The sequence below is a fragment of the Providencia sp. PROV255 genome (genome assembly GCF_028478065.1).
Classification (GTDB): Bacteria; Pseudomonadota; Gammaproteobacteria; order Enterobacterales; family Enterobacteriaceae; genus Providencia; species Providencia rettgeri.
In genome coordinates, this window is sequence record NZ_JAMPMI010000022.1 from 1 (window position 1) to 24,793 (window position 24,793).

Consider the following 24,793-nt stretch of genomic DNA (forward strand, 5'->3'; position numbering starts at 1 on the left):
AGGCGGCAAGAGAGGCTATCCCTAGGAGCATACATAAGTATGTGACTAGGGTAGCTGAACGTAGCCAACAAAGTCACCGCTCGAAATATGACGAGCAATATTCTGATTGCATAGAAAAAGAGATCAAATATCATATACCCTCACCTTCTAACAAAATAATTAACATCTTTGAGTCTAATATGAATTTCTTCTCTTTTGAGTTTCTTGGCTCTTTCTTAATTTTTTTTCTTATTTATTGGGGTTGTCAGCCCAGTGCAAAACTACAGAATGGCTTATTAATCACTGCTAGCTATTTTTTTGTTTATTCATTTAGCCCTGACTTTGCTTATATTTTATTTAGCTACACACTGATCATTTATTTGCTTACCAATGTCGCAACTAATTGGCTCTCTAGTCGATGGATATACGGTATTCTTACCGCCGTCATTATTGGTTTCTTTACCACCTTTAAATATTACTCATTCTTTCAAGAGACTATCCAACAAACACTCGACAAATTTGGTTTTAGTGTTGGTCTTCCTATATTGGAAATACTCGCACCTCTTGGCCTCTCCTTTTATGTATTCCACTCGGTAAGCTATACGGTATCGGTTTGTCGCAAAGAAATTCCCAAAGCCGATTTCTTTGACGTGACACTATACCTTGCATTTTTTCCCAGCATCGTTGCGGGGCCAATCAATCGTGCGAAGAACTTTCTTCCTCAAATACAAGCTGAAAGCCGTGAGGTTTTAGATCCTCGAAAAGCCATATTGCTTATCTCATTAGCACTGGTGAAATTGTTTTTATTTAGCTCTTACTTATCTGAAAATTTTGTAAACCCTGTCTTTGATGCCCCTGTGGGTTACAGTGCGGGAGAGATTCTAATAGCAACCTATGCGTATGCTTGGAATATTTACTTTAACTTCTCTGGTTATACCAATCTGGTGACAGGCATCGCGTTATTATTAGGGTTTAGAGTTCCTGTTAACTTTAATGCGCCTTATTTAGCTGCAAATTTAAAAGAGTTTTGGGCTCGCTGGCATATCAGCTTATCAACCTTTATTCGCGACTACATTTATATTCCCCTTGGCGGTAACCGCAAAGGTTTTAGTCGTATGAATACTAATGTATTCCTTGCTATGGTCATTTCAGGGTTATGGCACGGTGCTGCAATGACATTTGTGGTATGGGGAGCCATTCATGGATTAGGGATTGTATTGCTCAATCTTAAGAATTTATGCATGGAAAAATTAGGATGGACCCAAGTGATCCCTAATAAAACATTATCAGTTTGGGTGTCGCGCATTATTACTTTCCATTTTGTCTGCTTTGCGTGGATTTTCTTCCGTAGTGCCTCATTTGATGATGCACTGCTAATAGTAAATCAAATCACTGCACCTGGTTTTATCGCTTCTATTAATGCAAGCTTGGGGCTATTAGTCGCATTTTGGCTACTACTGATTACCTACCCTTATTTTGTACAAGCCTACCATTATGTAGCGAAAAAATACCAAACTATTCCTTGGTATTATTATCCTATTCCGCTCGCGATTATTCTAACCATTATGTTTATGCTTTCTCCTTCAGGTATGCCGGGGTTTATTTATGCTAACTTCTGAGTTTAAAAATACCCTCATCAAGGTTGGTCAGATTTTATTTATTGTCCTCGTTGCCGGCCTATTATTAATTTGGTTGAATCAAAGCTCACTAGAACGATTTTGGCAGCAGAAATATCACCAAGATACCCCATGGGCAAAAATAGCGGGGAATCCTATCTGGGATTATGGAGCTTATTTACATGATGGTGCACTTGAAGCGGGAAGCCTATTTACTTACTACGCATCAGGGCAAAAAGCGCAAGAAGACAAGCAAGCGGCAGAAATCGCATTGGCCAATAAAGACAAAACACTCAGTTTTCCCACCGAGTTTCAAGTTGGCCTTCATTTTGTGAATGGCTATATTTATCCAGCTGAAAGCTTATCGATTACCTTCCCTGAACGCCTGAAACGACCACAAGCTAGGGAGAAAAACCCCAAAATTAACTTTGGTGGTTTTACTATCAAAAAAGATCAGCCAATCGTGCCAAAACATGTAGCCAATATTGAAAAAGGCCAACAAGTCCTGTTTGCGGGGGACTCCATGATGCAAGGTGTTGCTCCACATGTTAAAAACATGCTCTTGAAAAAATATAATATTGATAGCATTAATCTAAGCAAACAAAGTACAGGATTAGCATATCCACGCTTTTTCAATTGGCCACAAACCATTGCCAAGGCATTGAATGATAACCCGAACATTAAGGTTCTCGTCGTTTTTTTAGGACCTAATGACCCTTGGGATATGCCACCACAAACGGGTTATAAATACGTCAAATTTAAAAGTGAAGATTGGGAAAAAGTGTACCGTGAACGGATTAGTGATATAATATCGACCGCTCGCCAGCACAATGTTGATGTTATTTGGGTTGGCCCCCCTAATATGCGTAAAAATACGCTCTCCGATGGTATGAAATTCTTGAGTAGCCTCTACCAATCTGAAGTTGAGGATAACGGCGAAATTTACTTTTCTGTCAATGATGTCTTTAAATATAAAGGCGATACCTATTCTGACTATATCGGTGATGCAAGCAGTACAATTAAATTGCGAAGTGGTGACGGGATCCATTTCAGCGGAAAAGGCCAACAATTGATTGCTGAAAAAGTATTCTCACTCATTCATTTCGAAGAAGAGGAAGAAAAGGAACCTCATGAAACTGAACAAACTGTGTCAAGCTAAGTCCAAAATATTGGCGGGTAGCGTGATTGCGCTTTTATCGCTGGGCTTATTGTCTTGCCAGAACACATCAGACAAAACACGTACGACTAGCCTACCTAAAGGCCAGTCCGCGGTTGCACAAGGGCAGTTGATCAATAACGCAGAGCCTAATTTGCCACTGCTGGCGAAAAAGCTACGCCAAGGCAGCCAACAAGTGCATATCGTCCAAATTGGTGATTCACACACCGCGGCTGACTTTTTCAGTGGCAATTTGAGAACCTTGTTCCAGCAACGCTATGGGGATGCGGGCCCAGGCTTCATTCCACCTATTTCAGTACCGGGACAACGTACCGCAACCATTAACCGTATGAGTGAAAAGAAAGAATGGTCTCTGGCTTCAAGTCGTAAAGATGAGCGCTTTGATTACCCACTTGGTGGGCTAATTGCCGAACCACAAGCTGCCAACAGCAAAGTGGTGCTTAAGCCTTTACAGCCGGCGCTAGGGGCTTACCAGCTACAAACTCTCTATCAAAGCGCAGGAGATTCACAAATGCGTGTCGCTCCAGCTGTTTCCCCCAGCGTTGCATTACCCGCCACGGGGAACCAGTGGGTCTTTTCATCCCCTGTAAATACCCAACTTCCTGCTCAGGTTACTGTTAATAAAGGTAATGGGTTAAAAATCGGTGGGTGGTTAGTGCGTTCGCAAAAACCAGGGGTGATGCTTTCAGCGCTTGGGCTCAATGGTGCAACATTGAGTATGGCTGATAAATGGCAGCCACAGTGGAGCGAAACTTTAGCGCAAATGTCGCCTGATATGGTGATTCTAGCTTATGGAACCAATGAAGCGTTTAATGATACGTTAGATTTAGCCGCTTATGAGCAAAATTTACGTGCCAAAATCCGCTTAATTCGCCAACAAATGCCCAACAGCGTTATTTTACTTATCGGCCCGAATGATTCACTTAAATTTAATAATGCAGCGAGTTGCCAAGCACAAATGCCAGTAAATTTAACGAGTGTGATTCAAATTCAAAAGACGGTTGCTGCTCAGGAAAATACGTTATTTTGGGACTGGCAAGCCTTTATGGGTGGCCCTTGTTCAATTCGCACATGGGCAGCGCAAGATTTAGCCCGCCCAGATAATGTTCACCTTTCTGTTGAAGGGTACAAAAAGAGTGCTCAAGGTTTATATAGTCAGTTAAGCCAAATATTGAATTAATTACTGACTCAATGCACGATAAGGCAGAGGTATTTTCAACGTACCCTGCCTTTTTATTGACTACTATTTTTAATATTTATCGCCTAATAGTGGCTATTTCACTTTAGCTTTTTTCTTACTTATCTTTTTGTCACTCTAAAAATCCAATTCCAATTTTAAAGCTAAAATAATTATTTCAAATAAAAACAACAAATTAAAAACGTCACTCTCGGAATACTACTGACTAATTTCGAATTTATTTTTCCTTCTAAAAAACATAAAAAATCGTGACCATTAATTAAATCAATATACACCGCATAAAATTAGTATCCCTGCGTCCCTTCTAGTAAACCACATCGCATACGCTGAGGTTTATAAAGCAAGGAGGTAATGACAAACCGCTTTTCATCTTATGCAAGCTCAGGGTTTGTTGTTAAAAAATGGAAACCGTGAACAATTCTTTGACACAACCAGAATAATTTTACGGTAGTAATCGTAGGTAATATTTATTTAGGTTCAAAAATGTCGACTAATTTCTGTGTAAAATCGTTTCATACCTATATTGAAACCCTATCAAATAAAATAAAAAATAGCTTTTATCTAACTCACTCCCTACTCTTTAAAGTTAGCTCGGGTGAAATTGACATGCGAATACCGCTGTCGCTGATTTCCTCTAAGCCCACTGACAGGCTCTCTACCTCGGTATCAACGGTGAAAGTGCCCTTGGATGTCGCCTGATTACCGGCTTTATCGGTCACGCTGACGGTATAAGTGTGTTCACCCTCGGTAAATTCCGTGGGCAGCGCTTGTGTCCACTCCCCGTTAGCATTCGCGGTGGTCTCATAGCTTCCGTTTTCGTTTTCAATCGAGATCGTCACTGCCGCGTGCGGTTTGGTTTTGCCGGTCAAGGCTGGCGATTTATGGTGGGTAATATTATCGCCTGGAACCCCGCTATCACTGCCCTCGGTGAACGTCGCCGCTGTCGAGGGTAATTGCGTATCAATTTGTAATATATCGCTAAATTCATTTTTATTGCCAGCCAAATCTGTCACTATGACTCGGTATGTATAGACGTTATCTGCCAACTCGTTAAGCTGAATAGACCATTCACCATTTTCACCTGATTTAGCTTCGTATTTTTTTGGCCTACAACCGCATTAACTGTTGAGTATGGGTCTGTTGTACCCATGAACGTCGGCTTATTTTGGTTGGTGACAAATCCTTGAATATCTTTTAATTGCGCCGTCGCATCCGGCAACGTCGTTTTGATGGTCACTGTCTCCGCGACAGTTTTTGTGTTGCCGGCCACATCCACCGCCGTCACTGTGTAACTATGTTGTTTATCGGCCAGCGGTTTTTCAACCGTGACGCGCCAACGGCCTTGTGCATTCGCCGTTGTCACCAATTCTTGTTCCGCAATCTGGAGGGTCACGGTGCTGTTGGCCTCGGTTTGACCGGCGAATGTCGGGGGGTTGTGCTTGGTCAGCTTGTCATCCAGAATACGCCTCAGGGAATATTACAATCAATGGTATTAGTATCGATGAAATTTCCCAGTGCTTTTTAACAGAAAAGATTGCCTACCATAATGGTGTTTCAACATTCGTTCATGGCAGTATTCGCGATAATTTTAATTTCTATGGTGTATTCGATAACGACATAATTGTTCGTCTTACTAAACTCTGCTGCCCGAGCTTACTGATTAGCAAAGAAACATTAGATGATACTCTCGTCACCGATATCGCTGCATCTACAGGGGAAAAGCAAAAATTACAGCTTGCTCTTATACTGATGAAACAACCTGACATGATCTTGTTAGACGAATCAACATCATTTATGGCGACCTCTGATGCACTCCCATTCTTACAATTAATGAAACAAGAGTTTGAATTAGATAAATCAATTATTTTCTTGTCTACTCATGACTTAGGGTTAGCCTCATTTTTTACTACACATATTGAATTATCACCGGGTCACGCTAAACGCATTAGCTCCCCACAGCATCACAATGAAATTGTTATTCCTAAAATTAATTTAAGCTAATTAAGCTAATAAAGAAAAACGCCCACTTGATTGTGGGCGCTTTGATGACGTTTAATTCAATGAATTTAACTTTGGTGTGTTTTTATGAACCGTATTACAAGAACATAAAGAACACCATACCAACAATTGCCCCTGTCGTGCCAAGAATAGTTTCCATTACCGTCCATGTTTTTAACGTTTGTGCTTCTGTCGCACCCGTAAACTTGCCATATAGCCAGAAACCGGAGTCATTCACATGGCTTAAGATCAATGAACCGCCAGAGATACAAATTGCTAAAGCCGCCAGCTGTGCTCCTGAGTAACCTAACTCACTGATAACAGGGAGTACCAAGCCTACTGCAGTTAAACATGCAACAGTGGCAGAACCTTGAATAACTCGTACTGCACCAGCTAATACAAAACAAGCAACCGCAATCGGTAAGCCAGCACCAATTAAAGAGTCACCTAACGCAGGGCCGACACCTGAATCCACTAAAATTTGTTTAAATACGCCACCAGCACCCGTTACCAGTAAAATGATCCCAGCGGGTTGAATCGCTGCAGAACAAATCGCCATGACTTTTTCTTTATCCATACCATAACGGAAACCTAGGCCATAAATCGCCAGTAAACACGCTAACAGTAATGCGGTGAAAGGGTGACCGATAAACTCTAACCAATGCTCAAGCGTGGTTCCTTTTTCAACTAAATGTGTTCCGATGGTTTTTAAACCCACTAATACCAATGGGAAAAGCACTAAACACAAGCTAAATCCAAAGCTTGGCATTCTGCCATGTTCTGTATTTGGCGCTTGATAATCCGCTGGAATATCAATATGAACAAAGTTACTGATAAATTTACCAAATAAAGGTCCCGCTAAAATCATGCCAGGGATAGCAGCACATAGCCCAATTAAAATCATCCAGCCATAGTCTGCACCCATTTGTGATGCAACCAACATTGGTGTTGGCCCCGGTAATAAGAACGCAGCCGCAGCGGCAACCCCTGCAAATAATGGGATAGCAAGGCGAACAACGTTATGGCCAGTGCGGTTCGCTACCGCAAACACCACACCGATTAACAAAACAATCGCTACATCAAAGAAGAGTGGTAGAGCACAAATCAACCCTGCGACACCCACTGCATAATGCGCATTTTTTTCACCAAACAGATTCAGTAGCTTATTCGCAATCTGATCTAAAGCACCTGTTTCATGCAGAATTTTACCGAACATTGCTCCGAGAGCGACTACGATAGCAAGGAATCCTAAGGTTCCCGCCATTCCTTTTTGCATGGTTTCAGTGATCTGTTGTACTGGCATACCTGAAAACAAACCCGCACCAATAGAAACGATCATGAGTGCGACAAATGCGTGTAAACGAGCATACATCACTAAAAAGAGCAGTAAAACGACCGAGCCAACCGCCGTCAGCACGAGCGTTAACGTGCTTAATGTTTCTGGGGTATTCATTAGTTATCTCCAGCGACAATCTTACGAATAGTAGAACACGTATTTTCAATCACGTTTTCTAAGGATGGGCGAATATCAACAACCTGCACATCAGGTTCATCCGCGCCAGGTTCTTGCAAGGCATCAAATTGCGATTTCAGCATTTCAGGTTTAAAGAAATGCCCTTTACGTGCTTTCAATCTTTCTTCAATAACAACCGCATCACCTTTTAGGTAAATAAAATAGAGGTTGTGGTTCCCCTCTCTTAAGATATCTCGATAGCTTTTTTTCAATGCGGAGCTCACCACCAGAGATACCCTATTTGTTCTTTGCATTGCAAAAATGGCATTGTTCAATGCAACTAACCAAGGTTTACGGTCATCATCATTTAATGCATGACCCGATGCCATTTTTAAAATATTTGATTTAGGGTGAAGAAAGTCACCATCAAGGAAGGCAGCTTGCAGTTGCTGTGCGACACCTGTGGCAACAGCAGACTTACCACTACCCGATACCCCCATTAGTACAAATGTATAGTTTTGTTTTTGGGTATCATTCATAGGAAACTCCTCAGATATTCACTATTGTCCTGGCTTTAGTTAAAAACCGGCATTTGTTACCGGTAACAAGTTACGGGTAACATTATCATCAGTGAGGATTTATTTAGCAATAAAATTGGCCAAGAAAAAAACAGAACTGTGATAGTTATCGCAATAATATAGAGGGTGCCAAGATATGAGTTTTTAATAATTTGAAGTTCAACAAATAAAGCTATCGTAAATAATTCACACTACGGCGCGAAGTATGACGGATAAAGCTACCCGAAATAATTTGAATTAATAACTCGCATTATAGCTTGCTCTTTATCCTAAATAATTCGTGTTGTAGCTAGACGCCAATCGAGCTAACCTCTGGGAGCATACACAAGTATGTGACTAGAGTTAGCAAGTGCGGGCAACGACGCTACGGCGCGAAGTATGACGGATAAAATTAGATACTTTCGCCAGTGAGGAGACTAAACCCCACATCAAAATGCGTCTCGACAAGCTTCTTACCAGACATTCTCGCCAACAAAACTTCCGCCGCCTTGCGCCCCATTTGGTCCCTTGGCGTCAAAATACTTGCCAGTTTTGGCGTCATCACTTGCCCTACGTCATGGCCATGAAAACCTGAAATAGCAAGGTCTTGTGGGATTTGAATCCCTAGACGTTGACACTCAAAAATCGCCCCTATCGCCAAGTCATCATTGGTACAAAATAAACCGTCGGTATCTGGGTATTTAGCGCGGCAATCGTGCAGTAGTTGGGCACCTAGCGAATATGACGAGCTCGCTTGTGTCATCACATTACGAGGCTCAAGATTTGCATCGAGCATGGCCTGCTCATAACCCTTTAAACGAATAAAAGTACGCTCATCATGCCTTGCCCCTAAATACACAACTTTACGGCAGCCACGCTCAATCATCGCTTGGGTCATTTGGCGGGAAGCTTCAAAGTTATCGATACCCACTGCGATATCTAGGCAAGGTGAAACGCTATCCATAATCTCAACAACGGGGATCCCCGCAGTTTTCAGCATACGTAACGTGCGTTCAGTATGTGTTCGTTCGGCTAAAATCACACCATCAATATTATAAGAAAGTAGCGAGGTCAGCCGCTCTTCTTCTTTTTCTGCTAAATAACCATAGTGAGCGAGCATGGTTTGGTAACCATGACGGTCCGTCACTGCTTCAATTCCACGGATGACTTCGGCAAAAACTTGGTTAGTTAAAGATGGGAGCAATACCCCAATGGCATGGCTGGTTGAATTCGATAAAATATCGGGCGCCTTATTTGGAATATACCCGGAAGCCTCCACCGCCTGAGCAATTTTATCGCGCAAAGCTTCTGAAACCTGCTCTGGGTTTCGTAAAAAACGGCTCACCGTCATTTTTGTGACGCCAACTTGGTCGGCAACATCCTGCAGAGAAGGTCTTTTTTTCTTCATAAGTTCAAAGCGATATCCAATTCGTTAACGATAACTATGTTCTGCTATCTATTAATGGATAGCAATCTTTGTTACTGATTTACATCACATAAACATCGAATTTTCTGAGCACGGCAACTTTTATAGTTGACTCTCTATCATGACTCCGCTAATTTTCGCGTTATATAATTATTATCATAACGAAGCAATAAAATTAGATTATGGCAATCAATCGTAGGCAGTTCCTTAAATCCAGTGCAGCACTGGCTATTTTTTACAGCTTGCCGAGTGTTGCACAAACTCGCCTAGCCGTCGAAGCGGCCATATTTGGAAAACTCCCAGCACCAGAAAATATTCACCGAGTCATCAGTTCAGGTCCTCCTTCCGACTTACTGATGTTCGCATTAGCTCCTGAAAAGATGGTGGGTTTCGCCTCTATTTCGCTGAAAAAAGGGCAAACCGGCCTTTTTGCACCACAATGGCTTGAGCTGCCTGTTTATGGCCGCTTAGCAGGCCGTGGGAGCACCCTTTCTCTTGAGCAACTGCTGTCTTATAGTCCAGATTTGATCATTGATACCGGAAACATTGACGAAACTTATCGCTCACAAGCGGAAAAGGTCGCCAAACAAACTCATGTACCTTATTTATTAATCGCCGGCGGGTTAAAAGATTCACCTCAACAACTTACACAACTAGGTGAAATATTAGGCGTTATCCCGCAGGCTCAAACATTGAGCCAACTCGCTCAACGCTATATTAATGATGCCACTTTATTTGCCAATCAAAACCAACAAAAATCGCTGAGTTTTTACCTTGCAAGAGGAGCAAAAGGTTTAGAAACTGGCGCTAAAGGCTCAATTCATACTGAAGCGATTGAAATACTCGGGTTACGTAATGTGGTTGATATTCCTAATTTCCATGGTCTGACTACGGTTTCTATGGAGCAATTATATCAATGGAACCCTGACATCATTATAACTCAATATGACGAATCCATTGAATTAATGACAAATTCCGCATTATGGAGAGGCCTTGATGCCATTGCCAACAACCAATTATTACTATTTAGTGGCATGCCATTTGGTTGGTTAGATGGGCCTCCAGGGGTTAACCGCCTATTGGGAATGAGACGCCTACAAAGCCATTTTGATAAAAATATTGCTGCGAATATTAAGCATGATATCGCTGAGTTTTTTACTCATTTCTACCATTCATCATTAACGGCACAGCAAGTTGAGTTGCTCATGGAAAAATCATGAATGATGTACTGAGACAAGGGAGAAGATCCTTTTTATTAATCATCATTTTATTAATAAGTTTTATTATCGCCTTAATAAGTGGTAAGTACTCACTTACATTCAATGAGCTTTATCATCTATTTGTCAGCCAGTTATCTTCTCATAGCGAGTTGAGCAACCCGCGCCATGAAACTATTTTCTGGCAAATACGATTTCCTCGCACGTTAGCCGCTATTGTCATTGGTGGAGGTCTAGCTATTGCAGGAGCGGCTTACCAAGGTATGTTCCGTAACCCATTAGTTTCCCCTGATATTTTAGGCGTTTCCGCCGGTGCTGGCGTGGGTGCTGTTATCGGTATTTTCTTTGGCCAATCCTTATTTTACATTCAACTGAGCGCATTTATTGGTGGGCTAATCACCGTCTCCTTAGTCTGTTTTATTGCTCGATTAGCGCGGCAGCATGATCCTGTTTTATCCTTGGTGCTGGTCGGTGTTGCCATCAGTGCACTATGTGGTTCTGCCATCTCCTTAATGAAAATTCTTGCCGATCCCTACACTCAACTGCCTTCCATCACATTTTGGTTGTTAGGTGGATTGTCATCGATTACCCAAGCTGACCTAGTCTCCGTGTTACCGATGATGGTTATCGGTATTATTCCGTTATTATTATTACGCTGGCGAATGAATTTACTCAGTTTATCGGATGAAGAAGCCAAAAGCCTTGGGATCAATGTCAGTTTAACTCGTGCTATCTTCATTGTTTGTGCCACTTTACTCACGGCAAGTGCGGTTTCTATTGCGGGAATTATTGGCTGGATAGGCTTGATTGTGCCACATATCACTCGAATGATAGTGGGCGCTAACTTTCGCTATCAGCTCCCTGCATCACTGGCAATTGGTGCTATTTTATTACTCATTACAGATACCTTAGCACGGACTATTGCGGCAATTGAATTACCCATAGGCATTTTAACCTCCGCAATTGGCGCCCCCTTCTTTTTGGCTATTTTGTTACAGACAAGGCGGGTGAAATGAGTATTTTGTCTTTGCAAGAGGTCGCTATTGGTTATCATGACATATCAATCATTGATGGTATTAATCTTTCGTTACCTAAAGGTGAGATTAGCTGCTTATTAGGCGCCAACGGCTGCGGTAAAACCACGTTAATGAAAACTTTACTGGGACTATTACCGGCAATTAAAGGTAAGGTATGGCTCAATGGGCAAGAGATTAAGAACCTTAAACCACGCGAAATCGCCAAAACTGTCGCCTATGTTCCCCAAGCTCATGATACCCCCTTTACCTTCACGGTACTTGATATGGTTATGATGGGCTTAACACCGCATATTTCATTATTTTCGGTTCCTAAAGAAACAGAAAAAAATTTAGCCTATCAACAACTCAAGCATCTGAATATCTCACATTTAGCATCACGCCTATACAGCACGCTTAGTGGAGGAGAAAAGCAATTAGTATTGATAGCAAGGGCTTTAATACAAAAACCATTACTTCTAATTATGGATGAACCTGCCGCTAGCCTTGATTTTGGTAATCAAATTCGCCTACTTGAGCAAATAGAAAAATTAAAATCTCGCGGTATGACAATTTTGATGTCAACTCACCATCCACAGCATGCCGCTGCTATCGCTGATAATGTTATTTTGCTCGATAAGCACCACAAAGCAAGGCAAGGATTATCTAAATGTATGTTAACACTTACTAACTTAGCAGCCCTCTATAATGTGGATAAACATAGCATTCAATCTCACTTTCAGTTTCCATCAGCGTTTTCTAGTTAAGGTCAGAAGCCATGTTAATCAATCAAATCGATTTTGCAAAAATGTACCAGCAACATATGCAACAAGCTCAACGAAGCCGTAAAGAACCGGAACATTGGGATAAAAAAGCACAACAAATGGCGCAAACTTGCGCTAACCCCAATGACCCATATTTAGTCCAGTTTCGCAAATTAATGGATTTAACAGGTGCTGAAACACTGCTTGATGTGGGCTGCGGCCCTGGCTCCATCAGTCTGTGTCTTGCGAATGAATTCAAAGATGTTATTGGTATTGATTATAGTCGTGGCATGCTTGAGATGGCTGAACTGCGCGCAAAAGAACTCGCTATTCACCATGCACGCTTTGAAGTACTCGCATGGGAAGATGATTGGAGTTCATTGCCAAAAGTGGATATTTCAGTGGCATCGCGTTCAACACTCGTTGATGATTTAAAAGCCGCTTTACTCAAGCTCAATCGCCAAACAAAATTACGGGTTTACACCACTCATACCATCAACCCAACATTTATTGATGAACACATTATTCGCAAGATAGGCCGCGAAGTTATTCGTTTGCCAACCTACATTTACGCCGTGAATATTTTGCATCAAATGGGCATTAATGCGCGCGTTGATTTTATCAAAAGTCCTAAGAAAGGTGGGTTTGATAGCTTTGACACTTTCGCTGACAGCGTCAATTGGTCTCTTAAAAATATCACACCAGAAGAAACCGCTATCTTACGTAAGTACTATGATGAACAAACGGCTTTAGGTAAAACAATTCCTTATCCATCCAGAGATTGGGCGATGGTATCTTGGGATGTGGTTGATGAATCGGAACTGACATTATGATTTACCTACCCGATACATTAATCGACCAACTACTGCTAGATGACATTCAATACGGTGACCTCACCACACGGGCACTCGGCTTGCACTCTCAAATGGGTGTAATAACCTTTACATCCAAATTCGGAGGTTGTATCAGTGGGCTGATTATCGCCAAACGCATGCTAGAGAAACTGGGGATCACTTGTGATTGCCACTTTCAAGATGGCCAACTTGTTGAGCCGCAAAGTGTTTTAATTTCTGCCACTGGGCCGATTGAAGCCTTGCATCAAGGCTGGAAAGCAGTGCAAAACGTGCTTGAATGGTGTAGTGGTGTCAGCCACTACACCCAGCAAATGGTCAGTATTTTGCGCCAATATCAACCGGATGGGCAGCTTGCGTGTACTCGAAAAACTATTCCTTATACCAAGCCTCTTGCCTTAACTGCGATTTTGGCAGGGGGCGCTATTATTCATCGAGCGGGTAGCGCAGAAAGCATTTTACTGTTCACCAACCATCGTCAATGCCTTGAAAATCCAGATGATTGGGCAAGCCATATAAAAACACTGCGCCAAGCAGCCCCAGAAAAAATGATTATTGTCGAGGCCGATGATTACGAACAGGCCATTCTTGCAATCAATGCGCAAGCCGATATTGTACAACTCGATAAACTGCCTATTGAACAAATTCAGCAACTACAAGAACTCACCAAGCAGCAAAACCGGCCTTGCCAGCTATCGATTGCAGGTGGAATTAATTTAAAAACAATAGAAGCATTCGCGCAAACTGGTGTATCACTCTTAGTTACATCCGCGCCTTACTACGCAGCACCCCGAGATATAAAAGTGAAGATCTTTAAGCAGTAAGCTAAGAAGTTAGCGTCAGAAAAACCGTTCGTAAAAACAGCCTACCCCGTAGGCTGCATCCACCTATGGTTAATGACGCATATCGTTGTATAAAAAATAATATATCGTTATTTACAAAACTGGAAAGACATAATGAAAATAAAACAAATTACCTATTGGATTGGGATGGCTTTATTCACGACACAGGGCTACGCAGCCTCACCTAACACTGAAAAAAATACCGATGTGATGTCCGTTTGGAGCACCCCGCTTGCCGCTGATGCTAACATCATCACAGAAAACCAAATGAAGCAGTTGAATAAAACAAACGTCGCACAGGCGCTGAGTACCATGCCAGGAGTTTCTATTCAAAAATCAGGAAACCGCAATGAAACTCAAGTCAATGTACGTGGTTTTGATAGCCGCCAAGTACCTATTTTCTTTGATGGTATTCCAACTTACGTGCCTTATGACGGTACGCTAGACCTTGGCCGCTTTATGACTAGCGAGCTAGCCAGCGTAGAGCTATCTACCGGCTATACCTCTCTATTACAAGGCCCGAACCTGATGGGCGGGGCTATCAACTTAACCACCGCCACGCCTCAAAAACCCTTTGAAGCCAATATTAGCTTAAACCAAGGTTTTGCTCGCGGTGCAGATAACGCCCACAATATCAGCGCACGTTTAGGGGGGCGTAACGATCTCGGCTTTATTCAAGTCAGTGGCAGTCAATATAAGCAGCGCTTTATGGGAATACCGGGCTCAGAAAATAATAACCCATTAGCGGGTAATAATGGCCGTCGCCCGAATTCAGCAACTGATGACAAACGTATGATGGTGAAAGTAGGCTGGACACCACGAGAAGCAGATGAATACGTCGTGACTTATTTAAAACAAGAGGGTGATAAAAATAGTCCACCTAGCGTAACGAATAAAAAACAACAAATTTGGCAGTGGCCTGCTTATGATAAAGAAAGCATTTATTTCAACGGTACAACCCAAGTCACCGACGATATCGCCTTACAGAGTCGCCTATACCACGATACGTTCAAAAATACGCTTCATCAGTATAAATCTGTCAAAGATTACGAAAAAGGCCTTTATAACTACAGCCGTTACGATGATTACAGTAACGGTGCTGACATGCGTGTTGACTTCACCGTGCGTGAATTAGATATGCTGTCATTTGCTGCACACTGGAAAGAAGACGTCCACCGTGCACGCGCCAAAAGAGATGTCCCATTCGACCGCTATAAAGATAATACCTATTCTATTGCTACCGAATATCAATGGGTTGCCATGGATAACTTAGATATTATTGGTGGTATTGGCTATGACTGGCGCAAAAGTGCTGATGGTAAGCGCTATGATTACAAATCTGGTGATTTTGAAAAATACGATGGCAATAGCCAACATGCGTTCAACTGGGAAGTCATGGCTCGCTATCATTTAGAAAATAAAGATACCGTTCAATTTTCTATATCAGAAAGAAGCCGTTTCCCAACGCAAAAAGAGCGTTATACCAAAGAAAAAATGAAAAGTGACGACACATTCGTCATTAACCCACATATCGATACTGAGCGTGCTCTTACCTATGATTTGACTTATAAGGGACATATCTCACCCACTTGGTCATATACTTCAAGTCTCTATTATAACCATGTAACTGATGCCATTATGGCGCATCGTGTCGGTACTAATCAGGATGGAGGTTATATACTCGAAAATCGTAACAGCGGCAAAGTTGACTACTTTGGCATTGATTTAGGGACTAACGGGCAAATTACCGATTGGTTGGAAGCGGGTTTAAGTTACGGCTACATTCATGCTGATCCAAAACACTACAGCGTTAAACATGTTGCTGAATTACCTATCCACAAAGCCTTCGCTTGGGTGAAATTTACCCCTTATGAGCCATTCAGCATCACTGTAACCGAAGAAGCAAGAAGCTGGGCCTTTAATTATGTCGATGCAGATAGCAAAGTGCGTGGATATGCCAAAACTGACCTACGTTTAGATTATGACTTTGGACAAGGAATATCTGTTAATACATCAGTTAATAACTTATTCGATAAATCATATGAATATACTAATGGGTATATCGAAGAGGGTCGTAATTATTGGTTAGGTATTGAATATAAATACTAATCTAAATATATTAGGCAATGACTTTAATCATTGCCTAATATTATATAAATAAAATAAGATTAATCTGTGCTCCTGCAAAAATAATAAACATAAACCCCATAAAGTAAGCTTTAGAGGGTGAGAAAAGAAGGTTGTAAATTAAAGGCAAGATAAGTCTTAATTGAAATTACATCAAATTAAAACTAAATCTTTCAATTAATTATTCATCATGAGTTATGAATTTATAATAAATTTGTTTAATATATGTTTCATTTTATCTGTTTATTTTTAAATAAAATTAAATATCATTTTTTATATTTTATTTATTAGTCAAAAAAACTCAGCAAAGCTAAAATTTTTTGATAGCACCGCATTCATCTCTTGATTCTCAATAGTTCAAGAAACTGTGATAAACTTGTGTGCAGTAAACATTTGCATTTTTCAACGGGTGGGGTCAATAAAATGGAAAAGATGAGTGAAAAAAAAGTTCTTGCGATGGCAGAACATATTTGCCAATCAAGAGGCGTCAGGTTGACACCACAGAGAGAAACGGTATTGAGCCTAATAGCACAACAGCATGGTGCGATCAGTGCTTATGATTTACTCGACTTACTACGTGAAATTGAACCTCAGGCTAAGCCACCTACCGTTTATCGTGGCCTTGAGTTCTTAATGGAGCAAGGTTTTATCCATAAAATCGAATCAACCAACAGCTATGTTGTTTGTCACCATTTTGATAACCCAAGCCATATCTCTGTTATGTTAATTTGCGACCAGTGCGGAAGCGTAACGGAAAGTGATTGCACAACGATAGAAGCCGCAATTATTAATTTGGCAGATGAACACCAATTCCGCTTAAGGCATACCGTAGTGGAAAACCATGGTTTATGTAAAAATTGCGACGAAGTGAATAGCTGCCAAGATCATGAACATTGTCATCATAACCACGAACAACCTGTAACCCCTAAGAAAAAGTAAATAGCCGGACTGCTAGATCGTTTGATGAAATGCAAAGAGAAAATAGAGAAGAGAAAAATATAAGAAAGGAAACAAAACAGGCAGACTTCAGAATAAAACCATGAAATCTGCCTGCAATCGTCTTCACCGTCTGTAACACAGCTGGTTGCTAACGAAAATTAATACCAATCACTGTTACGAATAACCCCAACCGCTAAACCTTCAATAGTGAAATTTTGCTGACGCAAGTCAACAACAATAGGTTCGAATTCTGGGTTTTCTGCTATTAACTCAACACGGTTACCCTGTTGCTTAAAACGTTTAACAGTGACTTCATCTTCGATACGTGCAACCACTACTTGCCCGTTATGTACATTTTGTGTTTTATGCACAGCTAATAAATCGCCATCCATAATACCAATATCTTTCATGGACATCCCATTCACACGCAATAAGAAATCTGCATGTGGTTTAAACAGCTCAGGGTCAACTTGATAGTGGCTCTCAATATGTTCCTGTGCTAATAATGGTTCGCCAGCGGCTACACGTCCAATCAGAGGTAACCCCTGATCTTCGGTTTCTTCTTCAAGAAGCAGACGAATACCTCGAGATGCACCTGAGACGATTTCAATAACCCCTTTACGCGCTAAGGCCTTTAAATGCTCTTCTGCCGCATTAGGCGAACGAAAACCAAGGCTTGCTGCTATCTCAGCGCGTGTAGGAGGCATACCCGTCTGCGAAATGTGGTCACGCACTAGATCGTAAACCTGCTGTTGTCGAGCCGTCAGTGCTTTCATTCCGTTCCCCTGTTTGTTTATACAGTCAAGCTGTGAGTATATACAGGTAAATGAAGATTTGGAACAGTTAAATCGCTCAATTTAAGCATTTGTTATCGATTTATTTTCTTTTTACCTGATTAAGTAACCAAACACCTTAACCAGGGAAATAGCGCTGCCATAATACGAGTACCCAAATAAACAACGCTAAACCGATACTCACAAATACCGCGGCAGAACCAATATCTTTAGCTCTCCCTGAAAGTTCATGATATTCACTTCCGATACGGTCAACTACGGCTTCTATCGCGCTATTCAGTAATTCGACTATTGCCACCAGAACAACAGAACTCACTAACAAAATCCTATCTATATAGCTGATATCTAAATAAAATGCGATAAAAATCGCGATAATTGCAGCAACAGATTCTTGCCTAAATGCGGCTTCATTAACCCAAGCTGCCTTCAAACCTTTAAGGGAATACCCCGCAGCTTTAATCACTCGCGTGAAGCCCTTAACTTGACTCGCCATATTTATTCCTTAAAAAATACAAACAATAATCGATTTTTACGGTCAAAGTGAATTGTCAGTAACAGATCTAACCATGTATTTCTGGTATGATTGCGCAGCATTGTTAACAAGAGGCTATAATCATTTATGTCACTATGGCGTAAAATATATTACAACACGTTGAATTTACCACTTAAATTATTGGTAAAAAGTAAACTAATTCCTTCGGATCCCATCACTGAGTTGCAGCTTGATGTCAACAGGCCAACCCTATACGTATTACCTTATCATTCGAAGTCTGACCTCCTCACGCTACGGCACCAATGCTTAGCTATTGGTCTGCCAGACCCGCTGGTCGACAATGATATCAATGGAACGAAGCTTCCGGCCTACGTTTTTATCGATGATGGCCCACGTGTTTTTCGCTATTATTCACCGAATCCACGTAAGGATTCAGTAAAAACATTCCATGCTTATTTAGATTTGCATAAAAACAACCCAAATCTAGATATTCAAATGCTACCGGCATCCGTGATGTTTGGGCGCTCACCTGGTCGTGAAGGCCATACCCCAGCACCACCACTGAAACTGTTAAATGGCATCCAAAAATTCTTCGCCGTTTTATGGTTAGGACGTGACAGCTTCGTACGTTTATCTCCGATTGTCTCAATTGGGAAAATGGCACAAGACCACGGTACAGACACCATTATTGCCAACAAACTTGCTCGTGTCGCACGTATTCACTATTCGCGCCAACGTCTCGCAGCAGTTGGGCCTAAACTCCCTGCACGTTATGAGCTGTTTAATAAGTTATTGACGTCAAAAGCAATTGAAAAAGCCGTTGAAGACGAAGCGCGCAGTAAAAAAATTCCACTCAAAAAAGCTCAGCAAAATGCCGTTGGGATGATGGAAGAAATCGCAGCCAATTTCTCTTATGAAGCAGTACGTTTAACGGATAGGGTTCTTAGTTGGACTTGGAATCGCCTTTATCAAGGCATTAATGTTCAGCACGCTGAACGAGTCCGCCAGCTAGCACAAGACGGCCATGAAATCGTTTATGTGCCATCCCACCGTAGCCATATGGACTACTTACTGCTCTCATATGTGCTATACCATCAAGGGCTAGTTCCACCCCATATTGCCGCGGGGATCAACCTCAATTTCTGGCCTGCTGGGCCTATTTTCCGTCGTTTAGGGGCCTTTTTTATTCGCCGAACGTTCAAAGGCAATAAACTGTATTCGACCGTTTTCCGTGAATATTTAAGTGAGCTATTTGCCCGAGGTTACTCCATCGAGTACTTTGTGGAAGGTGGGCGCTCACGTACCGGTCGTTTGTTACAGCCTAAGACGGGTACTCTCTCCATGACGTTACAAGCGATGTTGCGCGGTGACTCACGCCCTATCACCATTGTTCCTATCTACATCGGGTATGAGCATGTGATGGAAGTGGGTACTTACGCCAAAGAACTGCGCGGTGCAGAAAAAGAGAAAGAAGGCTTTTTCTCTATGGTTCGCGGCTTGCGTAAATTGCGCAACCTAGGCCAAGGCTATGTTAACTTTGGCCAGCCAATTTCGCTTCCACACTATCTCAACCAGCGTGTACCTGATTGGCGCGACTCTATCGACCCTATCGAACCACAAAGACCAACTTGGCTAAACCCAACAGTCAGTTCGTTAGCCGATAACATTATGGTCAATATTAATAATGCAGCTGCAGCCAATGCGATTAACCTGTGTGCGACTGCGTTACTGGCTTCTCGTCAACGCTCACTGACTCGTGAGCAACTAGTTGAACAAGTCGACTGTTACCTGCAATTATTGCGCAATGTGCCATACACCGCAGATGCTACAACGCCAAATAAAACGGCCGAGCAATTGTTAGAACATGCTTTGCACATGGATAAATTTGAAGTCGAAAAAGACAGCATGGGGGATATTATCATTCTTCCTCGCGAAAATGCCGTCTTGATGACCTATTACCGTAACAATATCCATCATTTATTAGTATTACCATCGCTAATAACTAGCATTGTGTTACACCATGAACGCATAAGCCGCCAAGACATTCACTATCAAGTAGGCCAAATTTACCCGTTCTTAAAAGCAGAACTGTTTATGCGTTATAACAGTGATGAGCTACATGAGACGGTAGATACACTAATTGATGAACTGAATAACCAAAAGCTAATTTGCTTAAAAGAAGATGATGTGGTGGTGCTAAATCCTCGCCGTATTCGCCCATTACAGCTCTTAGCAGCAGGCGTTCGTGAGACTTTGCAACGTTATGCAATCACATTGTCATTACTCAATGCGAGTCCAGAAATCAGCCGTAATACACTGGAAAAACAAAGTCGTATCCTTGCGCAACGCCTTTCTGTTTTACACGGTATTAACGCTCCTGAATTCTTTGATAAAGCGGTATTCTCGACATTGGTCGATACCCTTAGGGAGGAAGGCTACATTGATAATAATGAAAATGATATCTTTGTTACCAATGCACAGAAACTGTATGCCGTTCTGGCTCGCTTGATGTCACCTGAGATCCGTTTAACTATTGAAAGTGTTAGCCAAGACGATGAGTTTTCCACTGCGATAGAGAAGAATACAGAAACTGAAACAAATGCAGACTAGAAATCTTGGAGCTAAATAAGTAAAAGGGGTAATGTTATTCACATTACCCCTTTTATTTAATAGAGCTAGCGCTAACAATAATCTATGTCCTAAATAATTCGAAGTGCCGCACCAATGATGAATTGTTTTTTGAAACCACTGAGTTCGATTAATCAAGGTGATGTTGCTGAATTATTTATCTGGTATTATCTCTGAGCATCGCTTCGTTAAAGAAATCCAAACCAATGGCGCTTACTTTTGGTTCCTATATATAGGACTCACTGAAAAAGTATCGAATTCCACCACACTAACCAAAACAGCCAATACCTAATATTGATAGCTAGAAGGATAGGCGATTTTTATGTGTATTCAATATTATTTTAATAAAAGAAAAGCCGCCAAAACCCAACATAAAAAATTGATAAATAACAAATAAATTCAAAAAAACACACAGTTTGAAATATGGTAAATATCAAAAAATAATTTCAATTCATAATAAATTATCATTTCTTAATTAATCCCACTCTCTATGACTTCTTATTTAGTCCAAACAAGTACGTTCACATTATCAATCTAAATATATAAATTTCACCGCAAGACGAAATGCAATCATTGAGTCGAGTATTAACATCCACCACCAAAATGAGGCATTAGATTACATAACTGAAATTTATAACAGCAACTCAATATCTGCTTATCTCACTCTATTATTGGTGTTTAGCACCTTTGATAGTTCATTTATTCACAATGGAAATATCCTAATTATGGAAACAACGACTTAAAGGAAGGAATAAAAGGAATAAATAAATGATTTTTGGTATTAACCGTTACAGTATCAAATCATCTCAGATGCCCTTATTGATTCCCGTTTTACTGTCCGTATCCATCATACCAACTGGTTCAGTCTTTGCTACTGGGTTTGTAGATGGAATCAAAGTGAAGCCTTACCACCTGCAGACAGGAGAGACCGTTCACAGTGTGGCTCATCAATACAATCTGACGGTGGAGGAATTAAAAACATTAAATCAAAAACGCAATTTCGCCCGCGCTTTTGAACAACTTTCAGCTGGAGATCAAATCGATGTACCAAGCACTTACATCGCCAATACGACAGATAAAACGACGAAGAAAGGTGTACAAGTAAACGACTCAGATAGTGAAATTGAGAACTGGTTGGCCCAAACTGCCCCTAACTTTTTCCAAGCGATGAACACACAAAGTGCAGAGGAGTACCTGACTAAACAGGCCAAGGATATGGCGGTGAGCACAGCGTCATCAACCATGGAGAGTTGGTTAAATCAATATGGTACCGCACAAATTAGTGTACAGCCGGGAGATAAACTGTCACAAAGTACGCTGTCTGCCGACATGCTGTTACCTGTATATCAAAACCCAGATTGGCTGGTGTTCACCCAGTTAGGAGGTCGGAACCTTAATGATCGCACCACCCTAAACTTAGGAGTGGGCGCTCGTCGGTTCAATGAGCAATGGATGTATGGCGTCAACACCTTTTATGACGCTGATATTACAGGTGGGAACAGCCGACTCGGTATTGGCGGAGAATTGTGGTCCGATAATCTACGCTTTTCAACCAATGGTTATCTGCGACTCAACAACTGGCATCAGTCACGGGATTTTGACGACTACGATGAACGCCCCGCCAACGGATTTGATATGACCGCCAGTGCTTGGTTGCCATCTTATCCACAACTTGGTGGCAAACTGAAATATGAACAATATTTCGGTGATGAAGTGGCAATGAAAGGTAAGGACTCTCGTAGTAAGTCGCCAAAAACAATGACTGTAGGGTTGAATTACACACCTATTCCATTAATTACCCTTGGGGCTGACTGGCGTACAGGACAAGGAACTGATGATCTGCAACTTCAGGCACAACTGACCTATTCATTCGGTGTGCCTTGGAAAGACCAAACATCATCGAGTTCAGTTGCTCGCCTGCGTTCGCTCTCAGGCAGCCTAATGGCACTGGTTGAGCGCAATAACAACATTGTACTCGAATACCGTAAACAGGATTTGATCAGTTTAATACTGCCGCAGGAAATCCGTGGTCGAGGTGCCAGCCTACAGTCACTGAGCGCTATCTTAAAAGCGAAATATGGTGCTGAACGTGTGAAATGGGGAATGCTGACAGAGTTTTCATCCAACGGTGGGAAAGTACAGTCTGTTGGCAAAAGTTTAACAGCTTGGCAAATTCGCCTACCTGCTTGGCAGGCGGGTAAAAGCAATACTTATACCCTAAGTGCTATTGCATGGGATGGAAAGGGAAATGCATCAAAACCGGCCTATATAAAAGTGATTGTCGACGCAGGGTTTTCTAACCGCTACTCAAGTTTGACTGTTGGATCAGGTGTACTGAATGTCGATCAGTCGGAGGTATTAACGCTGACGATGCGGGATGAGCAGAATGCACCGATGACTAAATTGGCTTCATCGATTCAGTTGCCGTTCGCCTTCACGACACAAAAAGGCGGGTCATCACTATCGCCTTCGCAAAGTGGCGTTAAGTTGGAGGCGTTGAAAGAAACGGCACCGGGTGTTTATACCACCACCATCACCACTGGAAAATTGCCGGGCACCCTCATTTTTAGTCCGAAGGTAGAGGGGATCAATCTAGCGTCAACAAAAATAGAAGTGATGGCAGCCCCCGTAGGATTACAAATATTTCATAACGGCAGTGTTATAAAAAAGCGCCCCGTCGTTGGGGATGTCCTAACAGCAACACCAGAGTGCCAAGTCAACTGCATTTTGCCGACAGCTTGGCAATGGGAAGTGGAGACAATACAAGGATCAGGACAGTATCAAGCGATTAATGGCGCTACAGCCATGACATATACAGTCACCGCAGACACGCAAAAACGCAGGTTGCGAGCGACCGCACAATAAATACGCCTATAGGGCAACTTAATAAATTTAAAATATAAGGTAATAATTAGATGAGCAACAAAAATCAACAAACCCCAATGATCCGCAAAAACAACCTATCTGTCCTGATTGCGGGAGCCGTGTTAGGCATGACTTTTGGTACATCGGCACTCGCTGCCACGACTCAGACTCCGATCTCGATAACCTCCCCAGCAACAACTGCGGTTATTGGTCATGCACCAGAGCTAAAAGCGGGTACCATCACGGCCACAGATAAGAACAATGACGGTGTATTAGGTGAGAATGATGAGTTGAAAGCGTCAGGTTTTGACTTCAGTGATAAAGACAACGATACACTAGTGTCTATCGTCTATGAATGGCATGACGGCAAAAATGTTATTGCAGGGCAAACGAGCAACATGCTGAAACTGATATCGGCATTGTTAGGTAAAAACATTACCGTTAAGGCCGTCGCAAAAACGGATCCAGCTAAGACGGAGCCGTCAGAGAGTGTAGCCGTAGCAGCAGCAACCTTCATCGATATCGGTGGTAAGACAATAGTGGGCGGCACTAATATCCCAACAGTGAATGGCAATATCGTGAAATCAGTAACTATTTCGGGTCTCACTGGAGCTGGGTCACGACCGCTGGTTGGTGATTCGCTGAAAGCAAATGTCACCTGTCACGGGACTTGTGATAATAACCTGACTTACAAGTGGCAGATTCAAGACTCTGTGAATTCGAGCAAATACACAGATATTTCAGGTGCAACCACAGCAACATACACGGTTAAGAGCACAGAGCAGAAACGTAAAATTCAGGTTATCGTTTCGAACAAATAATCACTATCCCCCGCAGCGAAACATTTCGCTGCGGT

Annotated in this window: 21 protein-coding genes and 1 pseudogene; 15 read left to right on the top strand and 7 right to left on the bottom strand. The window is 41.9% G+C overall.

Annotation, left to right across the window (positions count from 1 at the left end):
• Positions 1-179 precede the first annotated feature (179 nt).
• From PR725_RS18410 to PR725_RS18420, 3 genes are read left to right on the top strand one after another with little or no spacing between them, the layout of a single operon-like run.
• The gene (locus tag PR725_RS18410; protein ID WP_109912626.1) at positions 180-1,598 is read left to right on the top strand and encodes an MBOAT family O-acyltransferase; all 1,419 of its coding nucleotides are present in this window, start codon (positions 180-182) and stop codon (positions 1,596-1,598) included.
• On the top strand, positions 1,585-2,754 hold the full coding sequence (locus PR725_RS18415) for an SGNH/GDSL hydrolase family protein (protein WP_272569953.1): 1,170 nt from the start codon (positions 1,585-1,587) through the stop codon (positions 2,752-2,754). Before PR725_RS18410 ends, PR725_RS18415 begins: the two co-directional genes overlap by 14 nt.
• Positions 2,726-3,952, top strand: a complete 1,227-nt coding sequence (locus PR725_RS18420) for an SGNH/GDSL hydrolase family protein (protein ID WP_115166486.1) — start codon at positions 2,726-2,728, stop codon at positions 3,950-3,952. Before PR725_RS18415 ends, PR725_RS18420 begins: the two co-directional genes overlap by 29 nt.
• Before the next feature lie 584 nt (positions 3,953-4,536).
• Here the strand turns inward: PR725_RS18420 and PR725_RS18425 are convergent.
• Positions 4,537-4,983, bottom strand: a complete 447-nt coding sequence (locus tag PR725_RS18425) for an Ig-like domain-containing protein (protein WP_196719080.1) — start codon at positions 4,981-4,983, stop codon at positions 4,537-4,539.
• A 275-nt stretch (positions 4,984-5,258) separates the two neighbouring features.
• Positions 5,259-5,441, bottom strand: a pseudogene (locus PR725_RS21895) (Ig-like domain-containing protein); the annotation flags it as partial.
• Here PR725_RS21895 and PR725_RS18435 point away from each other — a divergent pair.
• Complete coding sequence (locus PR725_RS18435; protein ID WP_231137024.1) at positions 5,393-5,971, top strand: ATP-binding cassette domain-containing protein; 579 nt, start codon at positions 5,393-5,395, stop codon at positions 5,969-5,971. The pseudogene PR725_RS21895 and the gene PR725_RS18435 sit on opposite strands and share 49 nt — an antisense overlap.
• A gap of 94 nt (positions 5,972-6,065) precedes the next feature.
• Here PR725_RS18435 and gntU read toward each other — a convergent pair whose 3' ends face one another.
• From gntU to gntR, 3 genes are all read right to left on the bottom strand, one after another.
• Positions 6,066-7,421, bottom strand: coding sequence for a gluconate transporter (gene gntU / locus PR725_RS18440; protein WP_004915184.1), 1,356 nt, complete (start codon positions 7,419-7,421; stop codon positions 6,066-6,068).
• Complete coding sequence (gene gntK / locus PR725_RS18445) at positions 7,421-7,960, bottom strand: gluconokinase (protein WP_004915186.1); 540 nt, start codon at positions 7,958-7,960, stop codon at positions 7,421-7,423. The genes gntU and gntK overlap by 1 nt, the downstream gene beginning before the upstream one ends.
• Positions 7,961-8,390: 430 nt before the next feature.
• Positions 8,391-9,386 (bottom strand): gluconate operon transcriptional repressor GntR, encoded by a 996-nt coding sequence (gene gntR, locus PR725_RS18450; protein WP_109913062.1) that lies wholly within the window; start codon positions 9,384-9,386, stop codon positions 8,391-8,393.
• Positions 9,387-9,586: 200 nt separating this feature from the next.
• On the opposite strand from gntR, the gene PR725_RS18455 reads away from it, so the two are divergent.
• The 7 genes from PR725_RS18455 to zur all read left to right on the top strand — a co-directional run bounded on the left by PR725_RS18455 (position 9,587) and on the right by zur (position 17,157).
• Positions 9,587-10,624 (top strand): ABC transporter substrate-binding protein, encoded by a 1,038-nt coding sequence (locus tag PR725_RS18455; RefSeq protein ID WP_196719078.1) that lies wholly within the window; start codon positions 9,587-9,589, stop codon positions 10,622-10,624.
• The gene (locus PR725_RS18460) at positions 10,621-11,637 is read left to right on the top strand and encodes a FecCD family ABC transporter permease (protein WP_109913064.1); all 1,017 of its coding nucleotides are present in this window, start codon (positions 10,621-10,623) and stop codon (positions 11,635-11,637) included. Before PR725_RS18455 ends, PR725_RS18460 begins: the two co-directional genes overlap by 4 nt.
• Positions 11,634-12,401 (top strand): ABC transporter ATP-binding protein, encoded by a 768-nt coding sequence (locus PR725_RS18465; protein WP_164528321.1) that lies wholly within the window; start codon positions 11,634-11,636, stop codon positions 12,399-12,401. The genes PR725_RS18460 and PR725_RS18465 overlap by 4 nt, the downstream gene beginning before the upstream one ends.
• Positions 12,402-12,412: 11 nt before the next feature.
• Positions 12,413-13,231: a class I SAM-dependent methyltransferase gene (locus PR725_RS18470; RefSeq protein WP_115166476.1), complete on the top strand. Its 819-nt coding sequence runs from the start codon at positions 12,413-12,415 to the stop codon at positions 13,229-13,231.
• Entirely contained in the window at positions 13,228-14,073 is an 846-nt protein-coding gene (gene modD / locus PR725_RS18475; protein WP_109913067.1) for a ModD protein, read from the top strand. Before PR725_RS18470 ends, modD begins: the two co-directional genes overlap by 4 nt.
• Before the next feature lie 132 nt (positions 14,074-14,205).
• Positions 14,206-16,200, top strand: a complete 1,995-nt coding sequence (locus PR725_RS18480; RefSeq protein WP_196724043.1) for a TonB-dependent receptor plug domain-containing protein — start codon at positions 14,206-14,208, stop codon at positions 16,198-16,200.
• Positions 16,201-16,641: 441 nt separating this feature from the next.
• Entirely contained in the window at positions 16,642-17,157 is a 516-nt protein-coding gene (gene zur / locus PR725_RS18485; RefSeq protein WP_004915213.1) for a zinc uptake transcriptional repressor Zur, read from the top strand.
• Between the two features lie 158 nt (positions 17,158-17,315).
• Here the strand turns inward: zur and lexA are convergent, their stop codons facing one another.
• Together lexA and PR725_RS18495 are read right to left on the bottom strand one after the other, a co-directional pair.
• Entirely contained in the window at positions 17,316-17,933 is a 618-nt protein-coding gene (lexA, locus tag PR725_RS18490; RefSeq protein ID WP_004915217.1) for a transcriptional repressor LexA, read from the bottom strand.
• A gap of 136 nt (positions 17,934-18,069) precedes the next feature.
• Entirely contained in the window at positions 18,070-18,444 is a 375-nt protein-coding gene (locus tag PR725_RS18495; protein WP_004915220.1) for a diacylglycerol kinase, read from the bottom strand.
• 126 nt (positions 18,445-18,570) lie between these two features.
• Here PR725_RS18495 and plsB point away from each other — a divergent pair, with 126 nt between their 5' ends.
• The 4 genes from plsB to PR725_RS18515 all read left to right on the top strand — a co-directional run bounded on the left by plsB (position 18,571) and on the right by PR725_RS18515 (position 24,758).
• Positions 18,571-21,054 (top strand): glycerol-3-phosphate 1-O-acyltransferase PlsB, encoded by a 2,484-nt coding sequence (gene plsB / locus PR725_RS18500; protein WP_109913070.1) that lies wholly within the window; start codon positions 18,571-18,573, stop codon positions 21,052-21,054.
• Between the two features lie 157 nt (positions 21,055-21,211).
• Positions 21,212-21,364 carry a transposase gene (locus PR725_RS18505; protein ID WP_162617350.1) on the top strand — a complete coding sequence of 51 codons (153 nt, stop codon included), beginning with the start codon at positions 21,212-21,214 and terminating at the stop codon, positions 21,362-21,364.
• Positions 21,365-21,969: 605 nt separating this feature from the next.
• Positions 21,970-23,937 (top strand): inverse autotransporter beta domain-containing protein, encoded by a 1,968-nt coding sequence (locus PR725_RS18510; RefSeq protein ID WP_198635390.1) that lies wholly within the window; start codon positions 21,970-21,972, stop codon positions 23,935-23,937.
• 50 nt (positions 23,938-23,987) lie between these two features.
• Positions 23,988-24,758, top strand: a complete 771-nt coding sequence (locus tag PR725_RS18515; RefSeq protein WP_272569959.1) for a ZirU family protein — start codon at positions 23,988-23,990, stop codon at positions 24,756-24,758.
• Positions 24,759-24,793: the final 35 nt, after the last annotated feature.